The following is a 16,581-nucleotide window of genomic DNA, read 5'->3' as shown; positions in this document are numbered from 1 at the left end:
CTCAGTCGGCGCGCGGTCCGCGCGCCCTGACCTCCTCGACGGCGGTCATCGCGTCGCGCAGCTCGGTGAGCCACGCGTCGGCGTTGCGGCCGACCAGCCGGACCGCCCACGCCAGCGCCTCCGACCGGGACCGCGCGACGCCGGCGTCGACGAGCGTGTCGAGCACGAGCCGCTCGGGCTGGCGCAGCCGGGTCATCACCGGCACCGACAGGGTGGTGAACAGCTCGCGGGCGTCGCCGCAGGACGCACCCCACGCCACCGACCGGCCGTAGCGCTCCTGCGCGGCGTCGGCGATCGCCATCCGCTGGGTGCGGGTGTCCTCGCGGAACCGGGCGATGCGGCCGGCCCGGGCGGCGGCCGGGTCCCCCTCGCCCGCGTCGGGCTCGGGCAGGCGGCCGACGACGGTGATCTCGTCGCGGTCCACCGTCAGCTCCACCGGCTCCGTGAACCAGCCGTCGGGCAGCCGCCCGGCGAACCAGCCGGCCACCTCGGTGCGCTCGACGGGCGGCGGGGCGTCCTGACCGCGGCCGCGCCCGGGACCGCGGCCGCGACCCCAGGGACCCCTGCCCGCACCCGACGCCGCGTCCGTGAAGCGTTGTCCGTACATGAGGACCTCCTCAGATGATTACGGAGTTACACGGTAAGCCGGACTAGGCGTCGGGGACACCTCCCGCCGTTCGCCCCGCGCGGAACAGCGGCGGCGGGGGCACTGGCAGATGTCGCCCGCTCCATGCCGTGGCCGCGCGATCACCGCGGCAGCACCTCGCCAACGCCGCGACGGGTGCTTCGTCACTCCTGCACCACGGCGGGCCTTGTCCACTCCGGGCGTGTCGGCGGACTCTGCCGTCGTCCGCACCACCCCCTCGGAGGTCGCCATGTCCCCGCGGTCCCGTGTCCCCGTCCGCCTCGCCACCGCCCTCACCGGCGGGGCCGTCCTCGCCCTCACGGCGCTGGCCGCCCCCGCCTCCGCCACCCCCGGCTGCACCACCGTCTGGGGCTCCCTCCCCGAGTCGGCGACCGGCGGGGGCGCCGGCACCGTCGACGACGTCCGCACCGGGCGCCACGACTGCTATGACCGGCTCGTCGTCGTGATCGACGGCGCGGCCGGCACGGCCGTGGGGTACCGGGTGGAGTACGTGCCGCAGTTCCGCGCCGACGGCTCGGGCGAGGCCGTGCCGCTGAGCGGCGGCGCCGACCTGCAGGTCGTCGTCGCCGAACCGGCCTACGACGCCGACGGCGACGCCACCTACGTCCCCGGCGTCGTGGACGTGACGGGCTACACCACGTTCCGCCAGGTGGCGTGGGGCGGCTCGTTCGAGGGCCACACCACCCTGGGTCTCGGCGTGCGCGCCCGGCTGCCGTTCCGGGTGTTCGTCCTCGACGGCCCCGGCGACGACGCGCGGCTTGTCGTCGACGTCGCGCACACCTGGTGAGACGACACCGGGCGCCGTCCGATCACGGACGGCGCCCGGTGCGCGCAGGTGACGGGGTCAGCCGGCGGAGCCGCCGCCCCGGTCCCCGTCCCGGGGCGGCTCGATCGCCCGGGGCGCGCGGCGCAGGGTGTCGAGCACGTCCTGCCCCGGCTGCCCGCGGCGCTGCTCGAGCAGCTCCTCGGCGGTGTCGGGGACGACGACCTCCTGCTCCCGGGAGGGGTCGAAGCTGCGCGGCACCCGCTTGAGGTGGCGGGTCATCGACCGGACGAGGAACGCGACCGCGATCAGCCCGAGCACCAGCAGCAGCAGGCCGAGGGGCCCGGACTTGCCGACGTCCTCGGGGACCTGGTCCGTGGCCGCCCACACGTCGATCATCGGACCGTCACCTCGCTGCGGATGCCGGCGAACAGGTCGTCCTCGGGCAGCGGGGAGTCGACCAGCGACCGGGCCAGCTCGTAGTCCTCGGTCGGCCAGATGCGCTGCTGCAGGTCCATCGGCACGGCGAACCAGCGGCCCGTGGGGTCGATCTGGGTGGCGTGCGCGATCAGCGCGGCGTCGCGGACGGCGAAGTACTCCGCGCACGGCACCTTGGTGGTGACCCGGTGGGAGATGTCCTGCTCGGGGTCCCAGTTCTCCAGCCACTCCGCGTACGGGGACTCCCCGCCGGAGGCCACGATCGCCTCGTGCAGCGCCCGCGTGCGGGGCAGCGTGAAGCTCATCTGGTAGTAGAGCTTGCTCGGCTGCCAGGGCTCCCCCAGCTCGGGGTAGCGGTCGGGGTCACCGGCGGCCTCGAAGGCGTGCACCGAGACCTCGTGGGTCTTGATGTGGTCGGGGTGCGGGTAGCCGCCGCGCTCGTCGTAGGTGGTGACGACGTGCGGCCGGAAGCGGCGGATGAGCTCCACCAGCGGGGCGGCGGCCTCCTCCGTCGGCACGAGCGCGAAGCACCCCTCGGGCAGCGGCGGCAGCGGGTCGCCCTCGGGCAGGCCGGAGTCCACGAAGCCGAGGAACTCCTGCTCGACCCCGAGGATCTCGCGGGCGCGCGCCATCTCCTCGGCGCGGATCTGCGGGAGCCGCTCCCACACCTCGGGTCGGTCCAGGGCCGGGTTGAGCACCGAGCCGCGCTCGCCGCCGGTGAGCGTGGCCACCATGACGCGGGCGCCCTCGGCGACGTACTTGGCCATCGTCGCGGCGCCCTTGCTCGACTCGTCGTCGGGGTGGGCGTGCACGGCGAGCAGCCGGAGCTGGTCTGCGTCGGTCACCGGGACATCATCCCCCGCTCCGGGGACGAGGCGGCGGGACCGGGCCACCCGGACGGGTGTGCTGTGCCGCGGGTCACTCTCCGGACCGGTACGTTCCGGTTACTCGAAGGAACCTGCACCACGTCGCCACCCGGTGTTAGGTTGGCGGATCACCCCGTGAGCGCCGTCCGTCCGGACGGTCGCACCCGAGTCCCAGGAGAACCCCCGCGTGACCACCCCCACTGAGAACGAGCAGGGCATCTGGCTGACCCAGGAGGCCCACGACCGGCTGAAGGCCGAGCTCGACCAGCTGGTGGCGAACCGCCCGGCCATGGCCGCCGAGATCAACGCCCGCCGCGAGGAGGGCGACCTCAAGGAGAACGGCGGCTACCACGCGGCCAAGGAGGAGCAGGGCAAGCAGGAGGGCCGCATCCGGCAGCTCACCGACCTGCTGCGCAAGGCGTCCGTCGGCGACGCCCCCACCGAGGCCAGCCACGCGACCACCGGCACGGTCATCACGATCCGCTTCGCGGGCGACGACGAGACCGAGAAGTTCCTGCTGGGCTCCCGCGAGATCGCCGGCACCACGGACCTGACCGTGTACTCGCCGGAGTCGGCGCTCGGCGCGGCGATCATGGGTGCCGCCCCCGGGGCGACCGTGACCTACCAGGCACCCAACGGCCGGGACATCACCGTCGACGTCGTCGCGGTCGAGCCCTTCGTCCCCTGACGGGCCCCGCCGTGCGCCGCTCCCGGCGGGCGGAGAACACCGGCTTCGAGTGCGGGCACTGCCGGGCCGCGGTGCCCGCCAACACCGACGGGCACTACCGCAACCACTGCCCGTACTGCCTGTGGTCGCTGCACGTCGACGACCTGCCCGGCGACCGGGCCAGCACCTGCCGCCAGCTCATGGAGCCGATCGGGCTGGTGGAGAAGTCGGGCAAGGGCTGGCAGGTGGTGCACCGCTGCACGGCGTGCGGCCACCGCCAGCCCAACCGGCTGGTCCGTGACGGCGCCGCCCCCGACGACCTGGACCTGGTGCTCTCGCTCCCCTGGCTCTGAGCCCCCGGCCCGCCGCCGGCTCGTGCGGTGTTCCTCGTGCTCTCGCGGCGCTGCAGAACCGCGAGAGCACGAGGAGGACCGCAGGAGCCCGCCGGGCGACCCCGTTGCGGGTGTCCCTCGCGCGTCGCGGGTCCTGCAGGACCGCCGAGGCACGAGGAACACCCGCAACGCCCCGCCACCTCCCGGACCGCGGCCCGACCGCGGGCGCGCCACGGCGCGAGGGCGAGGGGTCAGCCGGCGACACCGCGGCGGCGAGGGGTCACGCCGCCAGGCCGCGGCGGCGCAGCAGCGGCCCCGGGTCGGCATCCCGGCCGCGGACGGCCCGGAACGCCTCCAGCGGGTCGACCGATCCGCCGCGGGCGAGCAGCCGCTCCCGGAACACGTCCCCGTTGGCGCGGGTCAGCCCACCGTTGTCCTTGAACCACTCGACGGTGTCGGCGTCCAGCACCTCCGACCAGATGTAGGAGTAGTAGCCGGCCGCGTAGCCCCCGGCGAAGACGTGCTGGAAGTACGCCGTCCGGTAGCGCGGCGGCACCAGGTCGGAGGCGACGCCCGCCGCCGCCAGCGCGCGGCGCTCGAACTCCACCGGGTCGCCCACCTCGGTCTCCGGCGTGATCCGGTGCCAGGCCTGGTCCAGCAGCGTGGCCGCGAGGTACTCGAGGGTGGCGAACCCCTCGCCCCACAGCGCCGCCGCGTCGAGCGCGGTCACCACCTCGCCGGGCAGCGGCTCCCCCGTCCCGACGTGCCGGGCGTAGTGGTCGCGCACCTCCGGCCACATCGCCCACATCTCGTTGACCTGGCTGGGGAACTCCACGAAGTCCCGCGGGACGGCGGTGCCGGCGAAGCGCGGGTAGGTGACCGCCGAGCTGAGCGCGTGCAGGGCGTGGCCGAACTCGTGGAACAGCGTGTCGACCTCGGTGAGGGTGAGCAGGGTCGGCTGCCCGTCGGGTGCGCGGGTGACGTTGAGGTTGTTCACCACCACCGGGCGGGTGTCCAGCAGCCGTGACTGGGAGACGAAGCTGCTCATCCACGCCCCGCCGCGCTTGCCCTCCCGGGCGAACCAGTCGCCCAGGTACAGGCCGACGGCCGCGCCGGTGGCGTCGGTGACCTCCCAGACCCGGACGTCGGGGTGGTAGCCGGCCAGGTCGGGGCGCGGCGTGAAGCGGAAGCCGTAGAGCAGCTCGGCGGCGTGGAAGACGCCGTCCACGAGGACGCGGTCCAGCTCGAACCACGGCCGCAGCGCCGCGGTGTCGACGGCGTACCGCTCGGCGCGCACCCGCTCGCTGTAGAAGGCCCAGTCCCAGGCGGCCAGCTCGACGCCGTCGGCCGCCGCGGCCTCGGCGAGGACGGCGGCCTCGGCCCGGGCGTTGGCGACCGAGGGTCCGACCATCGAGGCGAGCATCGCGTCGACCGCCGCCACGCTGCCCGCGGTCTGGTCGGCCAGCACCAGGTCGGCGTGCGTGTCGAAGCCCAGCAGCCGCGCCCGCTCGGCGCGCAACCGCGCGATGCGCGCGGCCACCGGCCCGTTGTCGTGCTCCCCGGACGACGCCCGGGACACCGACGCCTCGAACACCCGCCGGCGCAGGTCGCGGTCGCGCAGCTTCGCCAGCAGCGGCTGGCCGGTCGGCAGCACGAGCGTCAGCAGGTACCCCGGCAGGCCGCGGTCGGCGGCCGCCCGTGCCGCGGCCGCCACCTCCTCCTCGCCGAGCCCGTCGAGCTCACCGGCGTCGGTCACCCGCACGGCCGCGGCCTCCGTGGCCGCCTGCAGGTTCTGCGCGAACGCCGTCGACAGCTGCGACAGCTCCGCGTTGAGCGCGGTGAGCCGGGCCCGGCCGGTGTCGTCGAGCCGCGCGCCGGCCAGCACGAAGTCCAGGTGGTATCGCTCGACGAGCCGCAGCGACTCGGGGTCCAGGCCCGCCTCCAGCCGCCCGGCGTGGACGGCGTCGACGCGGGCGAAGAGGGCCGGGTCGAGGCGGATCGCGTCGGAGTGCGCCGACAGCAGCGGCGCGAGCTCCCGCTCGATCTCGCGCAGCCGCGGCGTGGACAGCGACGAGGAGAGGTTGCCCAGGACGGCGTCGGCCCGCCGCAGCAGCCGGCCGGACCGCTCCAGCGCCACGACCGTGTCCGCGAACGTCGGCGGCTGCGCCGAGCCGGTGATCGCCGCAACCTCGGCCCGCTGCTCGGCCATCCCGGCCAGCACCGCCTCGCGGCAGTGCTCGAGCGTGATGTCGGCGAACGGTGGCAGCTCGAACGGCAGCGGCGAGGACTGCTCCAGGGGGTTGGGGACCGTCGGGTGCTCGAGGGCGCTCATCGGCGCCCATCCTGCTACGGCTCAGCGGCTGGACGTCCGGCCGTAGAGGCGCACCGCCAGCGGCACGAACACCGCGAGGAAGGCGACGGTCCACAGCAGGGTGTAGAGCACGGGGTTCTGCAGGGACCACGCGTCCGGCTCCGGCGCCCCCGCCACGGTGTTGCCGAACAGCTCGCGGGCCGCCTGGACCACCGTGGACACGGGGTTCCACTCGGCGAAGGTGCGCAGCACCGGCGGGAAGCTCTCCAGCGGAACGAACGTGTTGGCCACGAAGGTCAGCGGGAAGATCACGATGAAGCTGGCGTTGTTCACCACCTCCGGCGTGCGGACCAGCAGCCCGACCACCGCCATGAGCCAGCTGACCGCGTACGCGAACACCAGCAGCACCAGGAAGCCGGCGACCGCCTCGGGCACGGAGGTGTGGATCCGCCAGCCGACGACGAGGCCGGTCAGCGCCATGACCGCGATGGAGATCCCGTTGAGCGCCAGGTCGGCGGCCGTGCGCCCGACCAGCACCGCCGACCGCGACATCGGCAGCGAGCGGAACCGGTCGATGAGCCCCTTCTGCAGGTCCTCCGCCAGGCTGGCCCCGGTCATCGTGCTCCCGAAAACGACCGTCTGCGCGAAGATCCCCGGCAGCAGGAACTCCGCGTAGCTCACGTCCCCGGGCACGTTGATCGCGCCGCCGAACACGTAGCGGAACAGCAGCACGAACATGATCGGCGACAGGGTCGCCACGACGATCAGGTCGGGCACCCGCTTGACCTTGATCAGGTTGCGGCGGGTGATGGTGACGCTGTCGGCGACCACCGCGGTCAGGCTGCTCATCGGGCTCCTCCGGACGTCGCGGGGACGGGCTCCTCCGGCGCGGCTGCCTCGTCGGCACCCCGGCCGGTCAGGGTGAGGAAGACGTCGTCGAGGTCGGGACGGCGCAACCCCACGTCGAGCACCACCACCCCGCTGCCCTCCAGCCGGCGCAGGGCCTCGGCGAGGGAGTCGGTGCCGCCGCTGACCGGCAGTCCCACCCGGCGGGTCTGCTCGTCGACCTGGACCTCGCCGGCCGCCAGCGGGCGCAACCGCTCCCGGACCGTGGCGACCTCCGCGGCGTCGGCGACCGTCAGCTCCAGCCGCTGGCCACCGACCTGCGCCTTCAGCTCGTCGGCGGTGCCGCGGGCGATGACCCGGCCGCGGTCGATCACCACCATCGCGTCGGCCAGCCGGTCGGCCTCCTCCAGGTACTGGGTGGTCAGCAGGATCGTCGTCCCGCCGTCGGCCAGGCCGGCGATGAACTCCCACATGCCCAGCCGGCTGCGCGGGTCCAGCCCCGTGGTCGGCTCGTCGAGGAAGAGCACCCGCGGCCGGGCGATGAGCGAGGCGGCGATGTCCAGCCGCCGCCGCATGCCGCCGGAGTAGGTGCGGACCGGGCGCGCGGCCGCGTCGACCAGGTCGAAGCGCTCCAGCAGCTCCCCCGCCCGCGCCCGCGCCTCGCGCCGCCCCAGCCGGTAGAGCCGGCCCACCATCTCCAGGTTCTCGAACCCGGTCAGGTACTCGTCGACCGCCGCGTACTGGCCGGTGAGGCCGATCGCCGCGCGCACCCGGGCGGCGTCGCGGACGACGTCGAGACCGACCACCTCGGCCCGGCCCTCGTCGGGTCTCAGCAGGGTGGTGAGGATGCGCACCACCGTGGTCTTGCCAGCGCCGTTGGGCCCGAGCAGGCCCAGCACGCTGCCCTCCGGCACGGCCAGGTCCACCGAGTCCAGCGCGGTGTGCGCGCCGAACCGCTTGACGAGGCCCTCGACGACGACGGCGGGAGTCATGCCGGCCACGCTAGGTCCGGGTACCGACGGTTCCGGCTCGCTCGCCGCGGATGCCTCGGGGGTCGCATGCCAGGACGACCGCCCGCGCCGGCCGGACTCATCGGCGGTGGCTCAGACGACCTCGACCGGCCACCCGGTCCGCTGCAGCGCCGCGACCACCGCGGCCGCGTGGTCGGGCCCGCGGGTCTCGACGACGACGGCGATCTCCACCTCCCCCACGTGCAGCGCCGGGGAGGTCCGCGCGTGCTCGACCTCGAGCACGTTCGCCCCGCCGGCCGCGAGCTCGCCGAGGACCGCCACCAGCGACCCCGGCCGGTCCGGCACGCGCAGCCGCAGGGACAGGTAGCGCCCCGCGGCGGCCATGCCGTGCTGCACCACCTTCATGAGCAGCACCGGGTCGACGTTCCCGCCCGAGACGACGGCCGCGACCGGCGGCGCGAACGCACCCTGGTCGGCCAGCACCGCGGCCACTGCGGCGACCCCGGCGGGCTCCACCACGAGCTTGGCGCGCTCCAGGCAGAACAGCAGCGCCCGCGACAGGTCCTCCTCCGACACCGTGACCACGTCGTCCACCTGCTCGCGCACGTGCGCCAGCGTCAGCTCCGCCGGGGCGCCGACGGCGATGCCGTCGGCCATCGTCGCGGTGGCCGCCAGCGGCACCGGCCGCCCCGCGGCCAGCGAGCCGGGCAGCGCGGCGGCGCCCTCGGCCTGGACGGCGACCAGGCGCACGCCGGGCCGCACGGCGCGCACCGCGGCCGCGACGCCCGCCACCAGCCCGCCGCCGCCGGCCGGGACGACGACGGTGGCCACGCCCGGGCACTGCTCGAGCAGCTCCAGGCCGACCGTGCCCTGCCCGGCGACGACGTCGGGGTGGTCGAAGGGGTGGATGAACACCGCACCGCAGGCCTCGGCGTGCGCGGCGGCCGCGGCGAGGGCGTCGGCCAGCGTGGCGCCCACCAGCTCGACCTCGGCGCCGTACGCGCGGGTCGCCGAGACCTTGGGCAGGGGCGCGGACACCGGCATGAACACCCGCGACCGGATGCCGAGCAGCTGCGCGGCCAGCGCGACGCCCTGCGCGTGGTTGCCCGCGCTGGCGGCGACGACCCCGCGCTCCCGCTCCCGCGCGGTCAGCCGGCTGAGCCGGGTGTAGGCCCCGCGGATCTTGAACGAGCCGGTCCGCTGCAGGTTCTCGCACTTCAGCCAGACCGGTCCGCCGACCCGCTCGGCCAGGGCGCGCGAGTAGGCCAGCGGGGTGCGGCGCACGACGTCGGCGAGCAGCGCGGCGGCCGCCTCGACGTCGGCACCGGTGACGAGCGCGGACGACGGAGACATGCGCACATCGTCGTCGTATGTTTGGCGAGGTGACGGACAGCGCCCCCACGGCACCCGCGTCCCCCGCCCCCGACGCCCCCGCTCCGACGACGCTCGGCGAGCTCCGCGCGAGCGGCGCCACCTTCCGGCCGGTCAAGGCCGAGATCCGCGCCAACCTGCTGGCCCGCCTCGCGGCCGGCGAGCCCTCGCTGCCCGGCATCGTCGGGTTCGAGGACACCGTCGTCCCCGAGGTCGAACGCGCCCTCATCGCCGGCCACGACCTCGTCCTGCTGGGCGAGCGCGGCCAGGGCAAGACCCGGCTCATCCGCACGCTGGTCGGCCTGCTCGACGAGTGGACGCCGGTGCTGGCCGGCAGCGAGCTCAACGAGCACCCGCTGCACCCGATCTCGGTGTGGGGGCGCCGGCAGGTCGCCGAGCACGGCGACGCCACCCCGGTCACCTGGCTGCACCGCAGCGAGCGCTACGGCGAGAAGCTCGCCACCCCCGACACCAGCGTCGGCGACCTGATCGGCGACGTCGACCCGATCAAGGTCGCCGAGGGCCGCACGCTCGGCGACCCGGAGACGGTGCACTACGGGCTGGTGCCCCGCACCAACCGCGGCGTCTTCAGCGTCAACGAGCTGCCCGACCTGGCCGAGCGCATCCAGGTGGCGCTGCTCAACGTCCTGGAGGAGCGCGACATCCAGATCCGCGGCTACCGCGTGCGGCTGCCGCTGGACCTGCTGCTGGTGGCCAGCGCCAACCCCGAGGACTACACCAACCGCGGGCGGATCATCACCCCGCTCAAGGACCGCTTCGGCACCGAGGTGCGCACGCACTACCCGATCGAGCTCGCCGACGAGATCCGGCTGCTGCACCAGGAGGCGCGCACCAGCGGGCTGGGCGCCCCCGACGCGATGCCGACCCTGGACTCCCCCGTGGTGCCCGAGCACCTGGTCGAGATCATCGCCCGGTTCACCCGGCTGGTCCGCGAGTCCGGCTCCGTCGACCAGCGCTCCGGTGTCAGTGCGCGCTTCGCGATCGCCGCGCTGGAGACCCTCGCCGGCTCCGCCGTGCGCCGGGCCGCCGTCGCCGGGGAGAACCGGCCGGTGGCGCGCGTGGTGGACCTGCCGGCGGTCGTCCCGGCCAGCCGGGGCAAGGTCGAGTTCGCCGACTCCGGCAGCGACCCCGACGACGACCGGGAGCTGGAGGTGCTGGAGCACCTGCTGCGGCAGGCCACCGCGCAGACCTTCCGCGCCCGCTGCGCCGGGCTGGACCTCAGCGGCCTGCAGGAGCACTTCACCGGCGGGGAGACCGTCGAGTCCGGCGAGCTCGTGCCGGCGGCGGCGCTGCTGGGCCAGCTGGGCACCATCCCCCGGCTGGCGGAGCTGCTGGGCCGCCTCGGCGTGCCCGAGGGCGAGCAGTCGGCCGAGCAGGCCGCCGCCGCGGTCGAGTTCGCGCTGGAGGGCCTGTACCTGACCCGCCGGCTGGCCAAGGACACCGACGGCGCCCGCACGGTGTACGGGGCCTGAGGTGGTCCGCCGGCCCGGGAAGGGCTACCGGTACGGGCGCTGGCGGGGCGGCCCGGACCCGCTCGCCCCGCCCTACGACCTCGGCGACGCCGTCGACGAGATCGGCGACTCCGTCCTGGGCGGGAGCGGGGTCAAGGAGGCGCTGCGCGAGCTGCTGCGGCGCGGCATGGCCGGCCGCCGGGGCCTGGACGACCTGCGGCGCACCGTCCGCGACCGGCTGCGCCAGGCCCGCCAGGCCGGCCGGATGGACGGCACGCTGCAGGAGGTCCGGGAGCTGCTGGACCGGGCGCTGGAGGCCGAGCGCCGTGAGCTGTTCCCCGACCCCGACGACGCCGCCCGGCTCGCCGAGGCCGAGCTCGACGCGCTGCCGCAGGACACCGCGGGTGCCGTCCGGGCGCTCAAGGACTACCCGTGGCGCAGCGAGGAGGCCCGCCAGGCCTACCAGCAGATCCAGGACACGCTGCGCCGCGAGGTCCTCGACAGCTCCTTCGCCTCGATGAAGCAGGCGCTGGAGAACGCGACCGAGCAGGACGTGCAGGCCGTCCGCGACATGGTCGCCGACCTCTCCCGGCTCGTCGACGCGCACAACCGCGGCGAGGACACCGACGAGCAGTTCGACCGGTTCATGGAGAAGCACGGCCAGTTCTTCCCCGACGACCCGCAGTCGGTCGACGAGCTCATCGACTCCCTCGCCCGCCGGGCGGCGGCGCAGGAACGCATGATGGCCGGCCTCTCCGCCGAGCAGCGGGCCGAGCTGTCGGACCTGATGGCCCAGACCATGCAGGACATGGGGCTGGCCAGCGAGATGGCCCACCTGCAGGACGCGCTCCGGCAGGCCCGGCCGGACCTGCCCTGGGGGCAGCGCGGGCAGGTCCCCGACGGCGAGCAGTCCCTCGGCCTGGGGGACGCCACCAGCGCCGTCGCCGACCTCGCCGACCTGGAGGCGCTGTCCAACCAGCTGTCGCAGGGGTACGCCGGCGCCTCGCTGGCCGACGTCGACGAGGAACTGCTGGAGCAGGCGCTGGGCCGCGAGGCCGTCGACGACCTCGCCGCGCTGCGCCAGCTGGAGCGCGAGCTGGAGCGGCAGGGCTACCTCAACCGCTCCGACGGCAGGCTGGAGCTCTCCCCCAAGGCGGTGCGGCGGCTGGGCGCCACTGCGCTGCGGCGGGTCTTCGCCCAGCTGGACTCGGCCGGCCGCGGCGAGCACGACGTCGCCGACGCCGGCGCCGCCGGGGAGCTCACCGGCGCCTCGCGGGAGTGGCAGTTCGGGGACGAGCAGCCGCTGGACGTCGTCCGGACCGTGCGCAACGCCGTGCTGCGGACCTCCGGCGCCCCGCGCGAGGGGGACCGGGCCGTGCGGATCGCCGTCGAGGACTTCGAGGTCGTGGAGACCGAGCGGCGCACCGGCGCCGCGGTGGCGCTGCTGGTCGACCTGTCCTACTCGATGGCGCTGCGCGGCACGTGGGGCGCGGCCAAGTCGACGGCGATGGCGCTGCACTCGCTGGTGACGACGCGGTTCCCGCAGGACGCGATCCAGATCATCGGGTTCTCCTCGGTGGCCCAGGTGCTGCGCCCGGAGACGCTGGCCGAGCTCAGCGTGGACACCCTGCAGGGCACCAACCTGCAGCACGGGCTGATGCTGGCCCGCCGGTTCCTCGCCCGGCACCGGGACGCCGAGCCGGTGGTCCTGGTGGTGACCGACGGCGAGCCGACCGCGCACCTGGAGCCGGACGGGACGCCGTTCTTCTGCTGGCCGCCGATGCCCGAGACGATCGCGCGGACCGTCGCCGAGGTGGAGAAGGTGGCCCGCTCCGGCGCCACGCTGAACGTCTTCGCCCTGGACCCGGAGCCGGCGCTGGTGCACTTCGTCCACGACATGACCCAACGGGCCGGCGGCCGGGTGTTCACCCCGGACAGCGACCGGCTGGGCGAGTACGTGGTGGCCGACTACCTGCGTGCCCGGCGCGGTCGCCGCGCCCGCTGACGGAGGACCCCGTCCTCCTCATCCCCGGCGGCCCCGGGACGGGGCCGAGAGGGCGCCGCTGGAGGTGATGCCCGGGATCGCGCCGGCGCGGAAGGCGTCGACGAACAGCCGGTGGTCGGTCTGGGTCCGGCGGGCGTAGGAGTGCGCGAAGTCGACCAGGTCGGCCACGAACTCCTCGCGGCGGTCCAGGACCGTCGCGGTGATCGCCTCCTCGGTCTGGAACGGCACGAGGGTGTGCTCGCTGTCGGCGTCCCCCACGCAGTGCATCTTCGCCGTCGCGCGCCCGAACTGGACCAGCACCGGGGCGATCTCCTCGGGCTCGGTGAGCTCGTCCCACTCCAGGTCCACCTCGTACGGCGAGAGCTCGGCGACGACGAAGCCGACGCCGTCGACCTCGGTCCAGCCCAGGAACTGCGAGGCGTTGGCCTGCAGCGCCCGCCGGCTGACGGCGGTCCGGTGCCCCTCGTGCTCGAACGCCGCCCGCACGTCGGCGTCGGTCACCACCCGGCTGGGCGCGGCCACGTTCCCCTGCTTCAGCGACAGGACGACGTCGTTCTCCAGCGCCTGGTCGTAGCCCTCCAGCAGCACGTTGTACGCCGGCAGCCCGGCGCTGCCGATGCCGAAGCCGCCGGTGCCCACGACGTCCTTGACGTCGAAGGTGACGTCGCGGCGACGCGGCGGCGGCAGGAGGGTGTGCCGGTATCGCTCCAGGGCCGCCAGCACCCGGCCGCGCTCGTCGTCGTCCAGGCGGCGGGTGCGGCCGGTGTCGGCGAAGCGCCACTCGAAGCCCTCGACGACCGTCATCCGGTCCAGCAGCTGCAGCCGGCTGCGGGCGGTGGTGGCCAGGATCGCGTCCCGGACGGCGCCCTCGGTGTTGTCACGGGTCAGGGCGAAGGACCGGTCGTCGTCGGAGCGGGTGAACGCCGCGACCTGGTCGAGGTAGGCCTCCAGGTAGGTGCGCAGCAGGTCGCCGATCACCTCGTCGCCGAGCGCCTTGCGCCAGGCCAGCAGGGCGAAGCTGGCGGCGAACCGGCGCAGGTCCCAGCTGACGTGCCCGAGGTATGCCTCGTCGAAGTCGTTGACGTCGAACACGATCCGGCCCTGCGCGTCCATGTACGTGCCGAAGTTCTCCGCGTGCAGGTCGCCCTGGATCCACACCCGGGAGGTGCGCTCGTCGCTCCACCGGTCCTCCAGCCGCGCCATGTCGGCGTAGAACAGGCAGGCGCTGCCCCGGTAGAACGCGAACGGGTCGGCCGCCATCTTGCGGAACTTGGTCCGGAAGGCGTCGGCGTCGGCGGTCATGAGCTCGGCGAACGCCTCGACGAGGGTGGCGACGATGAGCTGCGAGCGTTCACCCGCGGTTTCGCCCGGGGTGACCCCGAGGGGGGAATCTGGCACGGGTGGACCGTAGGCGGCGGTTAACCTGCGGACCAGGTGGTTGCACGGTGGGACCGATGGGAGGGCGGCGATGACGGACACGGGGACGGCGCGCCGGCTGGCCACGGGCGTCGCCGGCATGGGCGGCAGCCTCGGGGTCGCCCTCGGCGGGCTGTTCGTCCTGCTGCGCGGCCAGGCCAGGCTGGCCCGCCGGGCGATCGCCGCCCGGACCACGAAGGACCTGCCGCCGTCGGGCAACGGCGTCTACGGCCGGGGCCGCGGCAAGCCGTTGGTGCTGGCCGTGCTCGGGGACTCCACCGGTGTCGGGCTGGGGGTGCACCGCGCGGCCGAGACGCCCGGGGTGCTGCTGGCCGCCGCGCTGGCCGAGCTCGCCGAGCGACCGGTCCGGCTGGTCAACCTGGCCGTCTCCGGCGCGGAGTCGCGCGAGCTGCCCGAGCAGGTGGAGCAGGCGCTGACGGAGCGGCCGGACGCCGTCCTGGTCATGATCGGCGCGAACGACGTCACCACCCGCACCGCGCCGGCGGTCTCGGTGGCCTTCCAGGCCGAGGCGGTGCGCCGGTTCCGGGCGATCGGCGCGGAGGTCGTCGTGGCGACCTGCCCGGACCTGGGCACCATCCGGCCGATCGCCCAGCCGCTGCGGCAGTTCGCGCGGCACTGGAGCCGGCAGATGGCCGCCGCGCAGACGGTCGCGGTGGTCGAGGCCGGCGGCCGTACCGTCTCCCTCGGGTCGATCCTCGGGCCGACCTTCGCCCGCGACCGCTCGATGTTCGGCGCCGACGAGTTCCACCCCAGCGCCGCCGGCTACGCCGCCGCGGCGGCGGTGATCCTGCCGGCGCTGGCCGACGCGCTGGGCGTGTGGCCGGCCGCCGCCGACCGCGGGCTGCGGAAGCTGCGCCGCGACACCGTCCGCCCCGTGGAGCGGGCCGCGGCCCGGGCGGCCGACCGGCCCGGCACCGAGGTGCAGCCGACGGAGGTACGCGGCTCGGGCACCGGCCCGCGCGGCGCGTGGGCCCGGCTGCGACGCCGCCGGCCGCCGGAGCTGCCGACGTCGGACCAGGCCGAACGCGCCGAGCAGGACGAGCAGACCCCGCAGGTCCCGGTCGCCTGAGCCCGGGGCCGCCCGGCAGCGCCCCGGGGCGTGGGCCCCGGGACCGGGGAGAGGCGCCGCGCGGGGGTACGTTCGCGGTGACCGAACCACCCCGCTCGTCGTGGAGGACCCATGCCCGAAGCCGTCATCGTCGCGACCGCGCGCTCGCCCATCGGGCGGGCGTTCAAGGGCTCGCTGAAGGACCTGCGGCCCGACGACCTCACCGCCACGATCGTGCGCGCCGCCCTGGACAAGGTGCCGGCCCTCGACCCGACCGACATCGACGACCTGCTCCTCGGCTGCGGCCTGCCCGGCGGCGAGCAGGGCAACAACATGGGCCGCGTCGTGAGCGTCCTGCTCGGCATGGACCACCTGCCAGGGACGACGACCACCCGCTACTGCTCCTCGTCCCTGCAGACCACCCGCATGGCGATGCACGCCATCCGGGCCGGCGAGGGCGACGTCTTCATCTCGGCCGGCGTGGAGATGGTGTCCCGGTTCGTCAAGGGCAACAGCGACTCCCTGCCGGACACGCACAACCCGCTGTTCGACGAGGCCGCGGCGCGGGTCGCCAAGACCGCCGAGAGCGGCGCCGACTCGTGGACCGACCCGCGCGAGAACGGGCAGACGCCCGACATCTACATCTCGATGGGCCAGACCGCGGAGAACCTGGCGCTGCTCAAGGACGTCTCCCGCCAGGAGATGGACGAGTTCGCCGTCCGCAGCCAGAACCTGGCCGAGCAGGCCATCGCCGACGGCTTCTGGGAGCGGGAGATCACGCCCGTCACCACGCCCGACGGCACGGTCGTCAGCGCCGACGACGGCCCCCGCGCCGGCACCACCCTCGAGGGCATCTCCGCCCTCAAGCCGGTTTTCCGCCCCGACGGCCGGGTCACCGCCGGCAATGCCTGCCCGCTCAACGACGGCGCCGCCGCCGTGGTGGTCATGAGCGACACCAAGGCGCGCGAGCTGGGCCTCACCCCGCTGGCGCGGATCGTCTCGACCGCGGTCACCGGCCTGTCGCCGGAGATCATGGGCTACGGCCCGGTCGACGCCTCCCGGCTGGCGCTGAAGCGGGCCGGCATGACCATCGACGACATCGACCTGGTCGAGATCAACGAGGCGTTCGCCGCGCAGGTCATCCCGAGCTACCGCGACCTGGGCATCGACATCGACAAGCTGAACGTGCACGGCGGCGCCATCGCCGTCGGTCACCCGTTCGGCATGACCGGCGCCCGCATCACCGGCACGCTGATCAACGGCCTGCAGACGAGGGACGAGACCTTCGGCCTGGAGACCATGTGCGTCGGTGGCGGCATGGGCATGGCGATGGTCCTGGAGCGCCTCTCCTGACGAGGGACGCCGCTGCCCCCCACGCCTCCCGAGCTCGGCGCGGGCGCCGGTAGCG

15 protein-coding genes are annotated in these 16,581 nt (G+C 74.8%); 7 read left to right on the top strand and 8 right to left on the bottom strand.

Features of this window, described 5'->3' with window-relative positions; all coding sequences use genetic code 11:
- Position 1: 1 nt before the first annotated feature.
- Positions 2–607 carry a hypothetical protein gene (locus tag ACI781_RS09360; RefSeq protein WP_456565819.1) on the bottom strand — a complete coding sequence of 202 codons (606 nt, stop codon included), beginning with the start codon at positions 605–607 and terminating at the stop codon, positions 2–4.
- A gap of 220 nt (positions 608–827) precedes the next feature.
- On the opposite strand from ACI781_RS09360, the gene ACI781_RS09355 reads away from it, so the two are divergent.
- Positions 828–1,433 carry an AMIN-like domain-containing (lipo)protein gene (locus ACI781_RS09355; RefSeq protein WP_456565818.1) on the top strand — a complete coding sequence of 202 codons (606 nt, stop codon included), beginning with the start codon at positions 828–830 and terminating at the stop codon, positions 1,431–1,433.
- A 57-nt stretch (positions 1,434–1,490) separates the two neighbouring features.
- Here ACI781_RS09355 and ACI781_RS09350 read toward each other — a convergent pair whose 3' ends face one another.
- Together ACI781_RS09350 and mca are read right to left on the bottom strand one after the other, a co-directional pair.
- On the bottom strand, positions 1,491–1,808 hold the full coding sequence (locus ACI781_RS09350) for a hypothetical protein (protein WP_456565817.1): 318 nt from the start codon (positions 1,806–1,808) through the stop codon (positions 1,491–1,493).
- A complete protein-coding gene (mca, locus tag ACI781_RS09345) occupies positions 1,805–2,692 on the bottom strand; it encodes a mycothiol conjugate amidase Mca (protein WP_456565816.1) in 888 nt (295 codons plus the stop codon). Before mca ends, ACI781_RS09350 begins: the two co-directional genes overlap by 4 nt.
- Before the next feature lie 208 nt (positions 2,693–2,900).
- On the opposite strand from mca, the gene greA reads away from it, so the two are divergent.
- Both greA and ACI781_RS09335 read left to right on the top strand, forming a co-directional pair.
- Positions 2,901–3,401, top strand: a complete 501-nt coding sequence (gene greA, locus ACI781_RS09340; RefSeq protein WP_456565815.1) for a transcription elongation factor GreA — start codon at positions 2,901–2,903, stop codon at positions 3,399–3,401.
- Positions 3,402–3,412: 11 nt separating this feature from the next.
- The gene (locus ACI781_RS09335; protein ID WP_456565814.1) at positions 3,413–3,733 is read left to right on the top strand and encodes an RNHCP domain-containing protein; all 321 of its coding nucleotides are present in this window, start codon (positions 3,413–3,415) and stop codon (positions 3,731–3,733) included.
- A gap of 259 nt (positions 3,734–3,992) precedes the next feature.
- On the opposite strand, the gene ACI781_RS09330 is transcribed toward ACI781_RS09335, so the two are convergent.
- From ACI781_RS09330 to ilvA, 4 genes are all read right to left on the bottom strand, one after another.
- Positions 3,993–6,044: a M3 family metallopeptidase gene (locus ACI781_RS09330; RefSeq protein WP_456565813.1), complete on the bottom strand. Its 2,052-nt coding sequence runs from the start codon at positions 6,042–6,044 to the stop codon at positions 3,993–3,995.
- A 21-nt stretch (positions 6,045–6,065) separates the two neighbouring features.
- Entirely contained in the window at positions 6,066–6,872 is an 807-nt protein-coding gene (locus ACI781_RS09325; RefSeq protein WP_456565812.1) for an ABC transporter permease, read from the bottom strand.
- Entirely contained in the window at positions 6,869–7,861 is a 993-nt protein-coding gene (locus ACI781_RS09320) for an ATP-binding cassette domain-containing protein (protein ID WP_456565811.1), read from the bottom strand. Before ACI781_RS09320 ends, ACI781_RS09325 begins: the two co-directional genes overlap by 4 nt.
- 111 nt (positions 7,862–7,972) lie before the next feature.
- A complete protein-coding gene (ilvA, locus tag ACI781_RS09315) occupies positions 7,973–9,193 on the bottom strand; it encodes a threonine ammonia-lyase (protein WP_456565810.1) in 1,221 nt (406 codons plus the stop codon).
- 29 nt (positions 9,194–9,222) lie between these two features.
- Here ilvA and ACI781_RS09310 point away from each other — a divergent pair, with 29 nt between their 5' ends.
- Positions 9,223–10,704: a magnesium chelatase gene (locus ACI781_RS09310; protein WP_456565809.1), complete on the top strand. Its 1,482-nt coding sequence runs from the start codon at positions 9,223–9,225 to the stop codon at positions 10,702–10,704.
- A 1-nt stretch (position 10,705) separates the two neighbouring features.
- On the top strand, positions 10,706–12,688 hold the full coding sequence (locus tag ACI781_RS09305; protein WP_456565808.1) for a VWA domain-containing protein: 1,983 nt from the start codon (positions 10,706–10,708) through the stop codon (positions 12,686–12,688).
- Positions 12,689–12,706: 18 nt separating this feature from the next.
- Here the strand turns inward: ACI781_RS09305 and ACI781_RS09300 are convergent, their stop codons facing one another.
- Positions 12,707–14,086, bottom strand: a complete 1,380-nt coding sequence (locus ACI781_RS09300; protein WP_456565807.1) for a DUF2252 domain-containing protein — start codon at positions 14,084–14,086, stop codon at positions 12,707–12,709.
- 70 nt (positions 14,087–14,156) lie between these two features.
- Here ACI781_RS09300 and ACI781_RS09295 point away from each other — a divergent pair, with 70 nt between their 5' ends.
- Both ACI781_RS09295 and ACI781_RS09290 read left to right on the top strand, forming a co-directional pair.
- Positions 14,157–15,194, top strand: a complete 1,038-nt coding sequence (locus ACI781_RS09295) for an SGNH/GDSL hydrolase family protein (RefSeq protein WP_456565806.1) — start codon at positions 14,157–14,159, stop codon at positions 15,192–15,194.
- A 111-nt stretch (positions 15,195–15,305) separates the two neighbouring features.
- Positions 15,306–16,526 (top strand): acetyl-CoA C-acetyltransferase, encoded by a 1,221-nt coding sequence (locus ACI781_RS09290; protein WP_456565805.1) that lies wholly within the window; start codon positions 15,306–15,308, stop codon positions 16,524–16,526.
- Positions 16,527–16,581 lie beyond the last annotated feature (55 nt).

The organism is Blastococcus sp. SYSU D00695 (genome assembly GCF_054050555.1).
Note: the sequence above shows the minus strand (reverse complement) of the source record. Positions and strands in the feature narration are given on the sequence as shown.

Excerpts from the sequence above, each read along its gene's own strand:
- ACI781_RS09360 (WP_456565819.1), bottom strand. The coding sequence starts at position 607 with ATGTACGGACAACGCTTCACGGACGCGGCGTCGGGTGCGGGCAGGGGT.
- ACI781_RS09350 (WP_456565817.1), bottom strand. The coding sequence starts at position 1,808 with ATGATCGACGTGTGGGCGGCCACGGACCAGGTCCCCGAGGACGTCGGC.
- ACI781_RS09330 (WP_456565813.1), bottom strand. The coding sequence starts at position 6,044 with ATGAGCGCCCTCGAGCACCCGACGGTCCCCAACCCCCTGGAGCAGTCC.
- ACI781_RS09325 (WP_456565812.1), bottom strand. The coding sequence starts at position 6,872 with ATGAGCAGCCTGACCGCGGTGGTCGCCGACAGCGTCACCATCACCCGC.
- ACI781_RS09320 (WP_456565811.1), bottom strand. The coding sequence starts at position 7,861 with ATGACTCCCGCCGTCGTCGTCGAGGGCCTCGTCAAGCGGTTCGGCGCG.
- ilvA (WP_456565810.1), bottom strand. The coding sequence starts at position 9,193 with ATGTCTCCGTCGTCCGCGCTCGTCACCGGTGCCGACGTCGAGGCGGCC.
- ACI781_RS09295 (WP_456565806.1), top strand. The coding sequence starts at position 14,157 with ATGACGGACACGGGGACGGCGCGCCGGCTGGCCACGGGCGTCGCCGGC.
- ACI781_RS09290 (WP_456565805.1), top strand. The coding sequence starts at position 15,306 with ATGCCCGAAGCCGTCATCGTCGCGACCGCGCGCTCGCCCATCGGGCGG.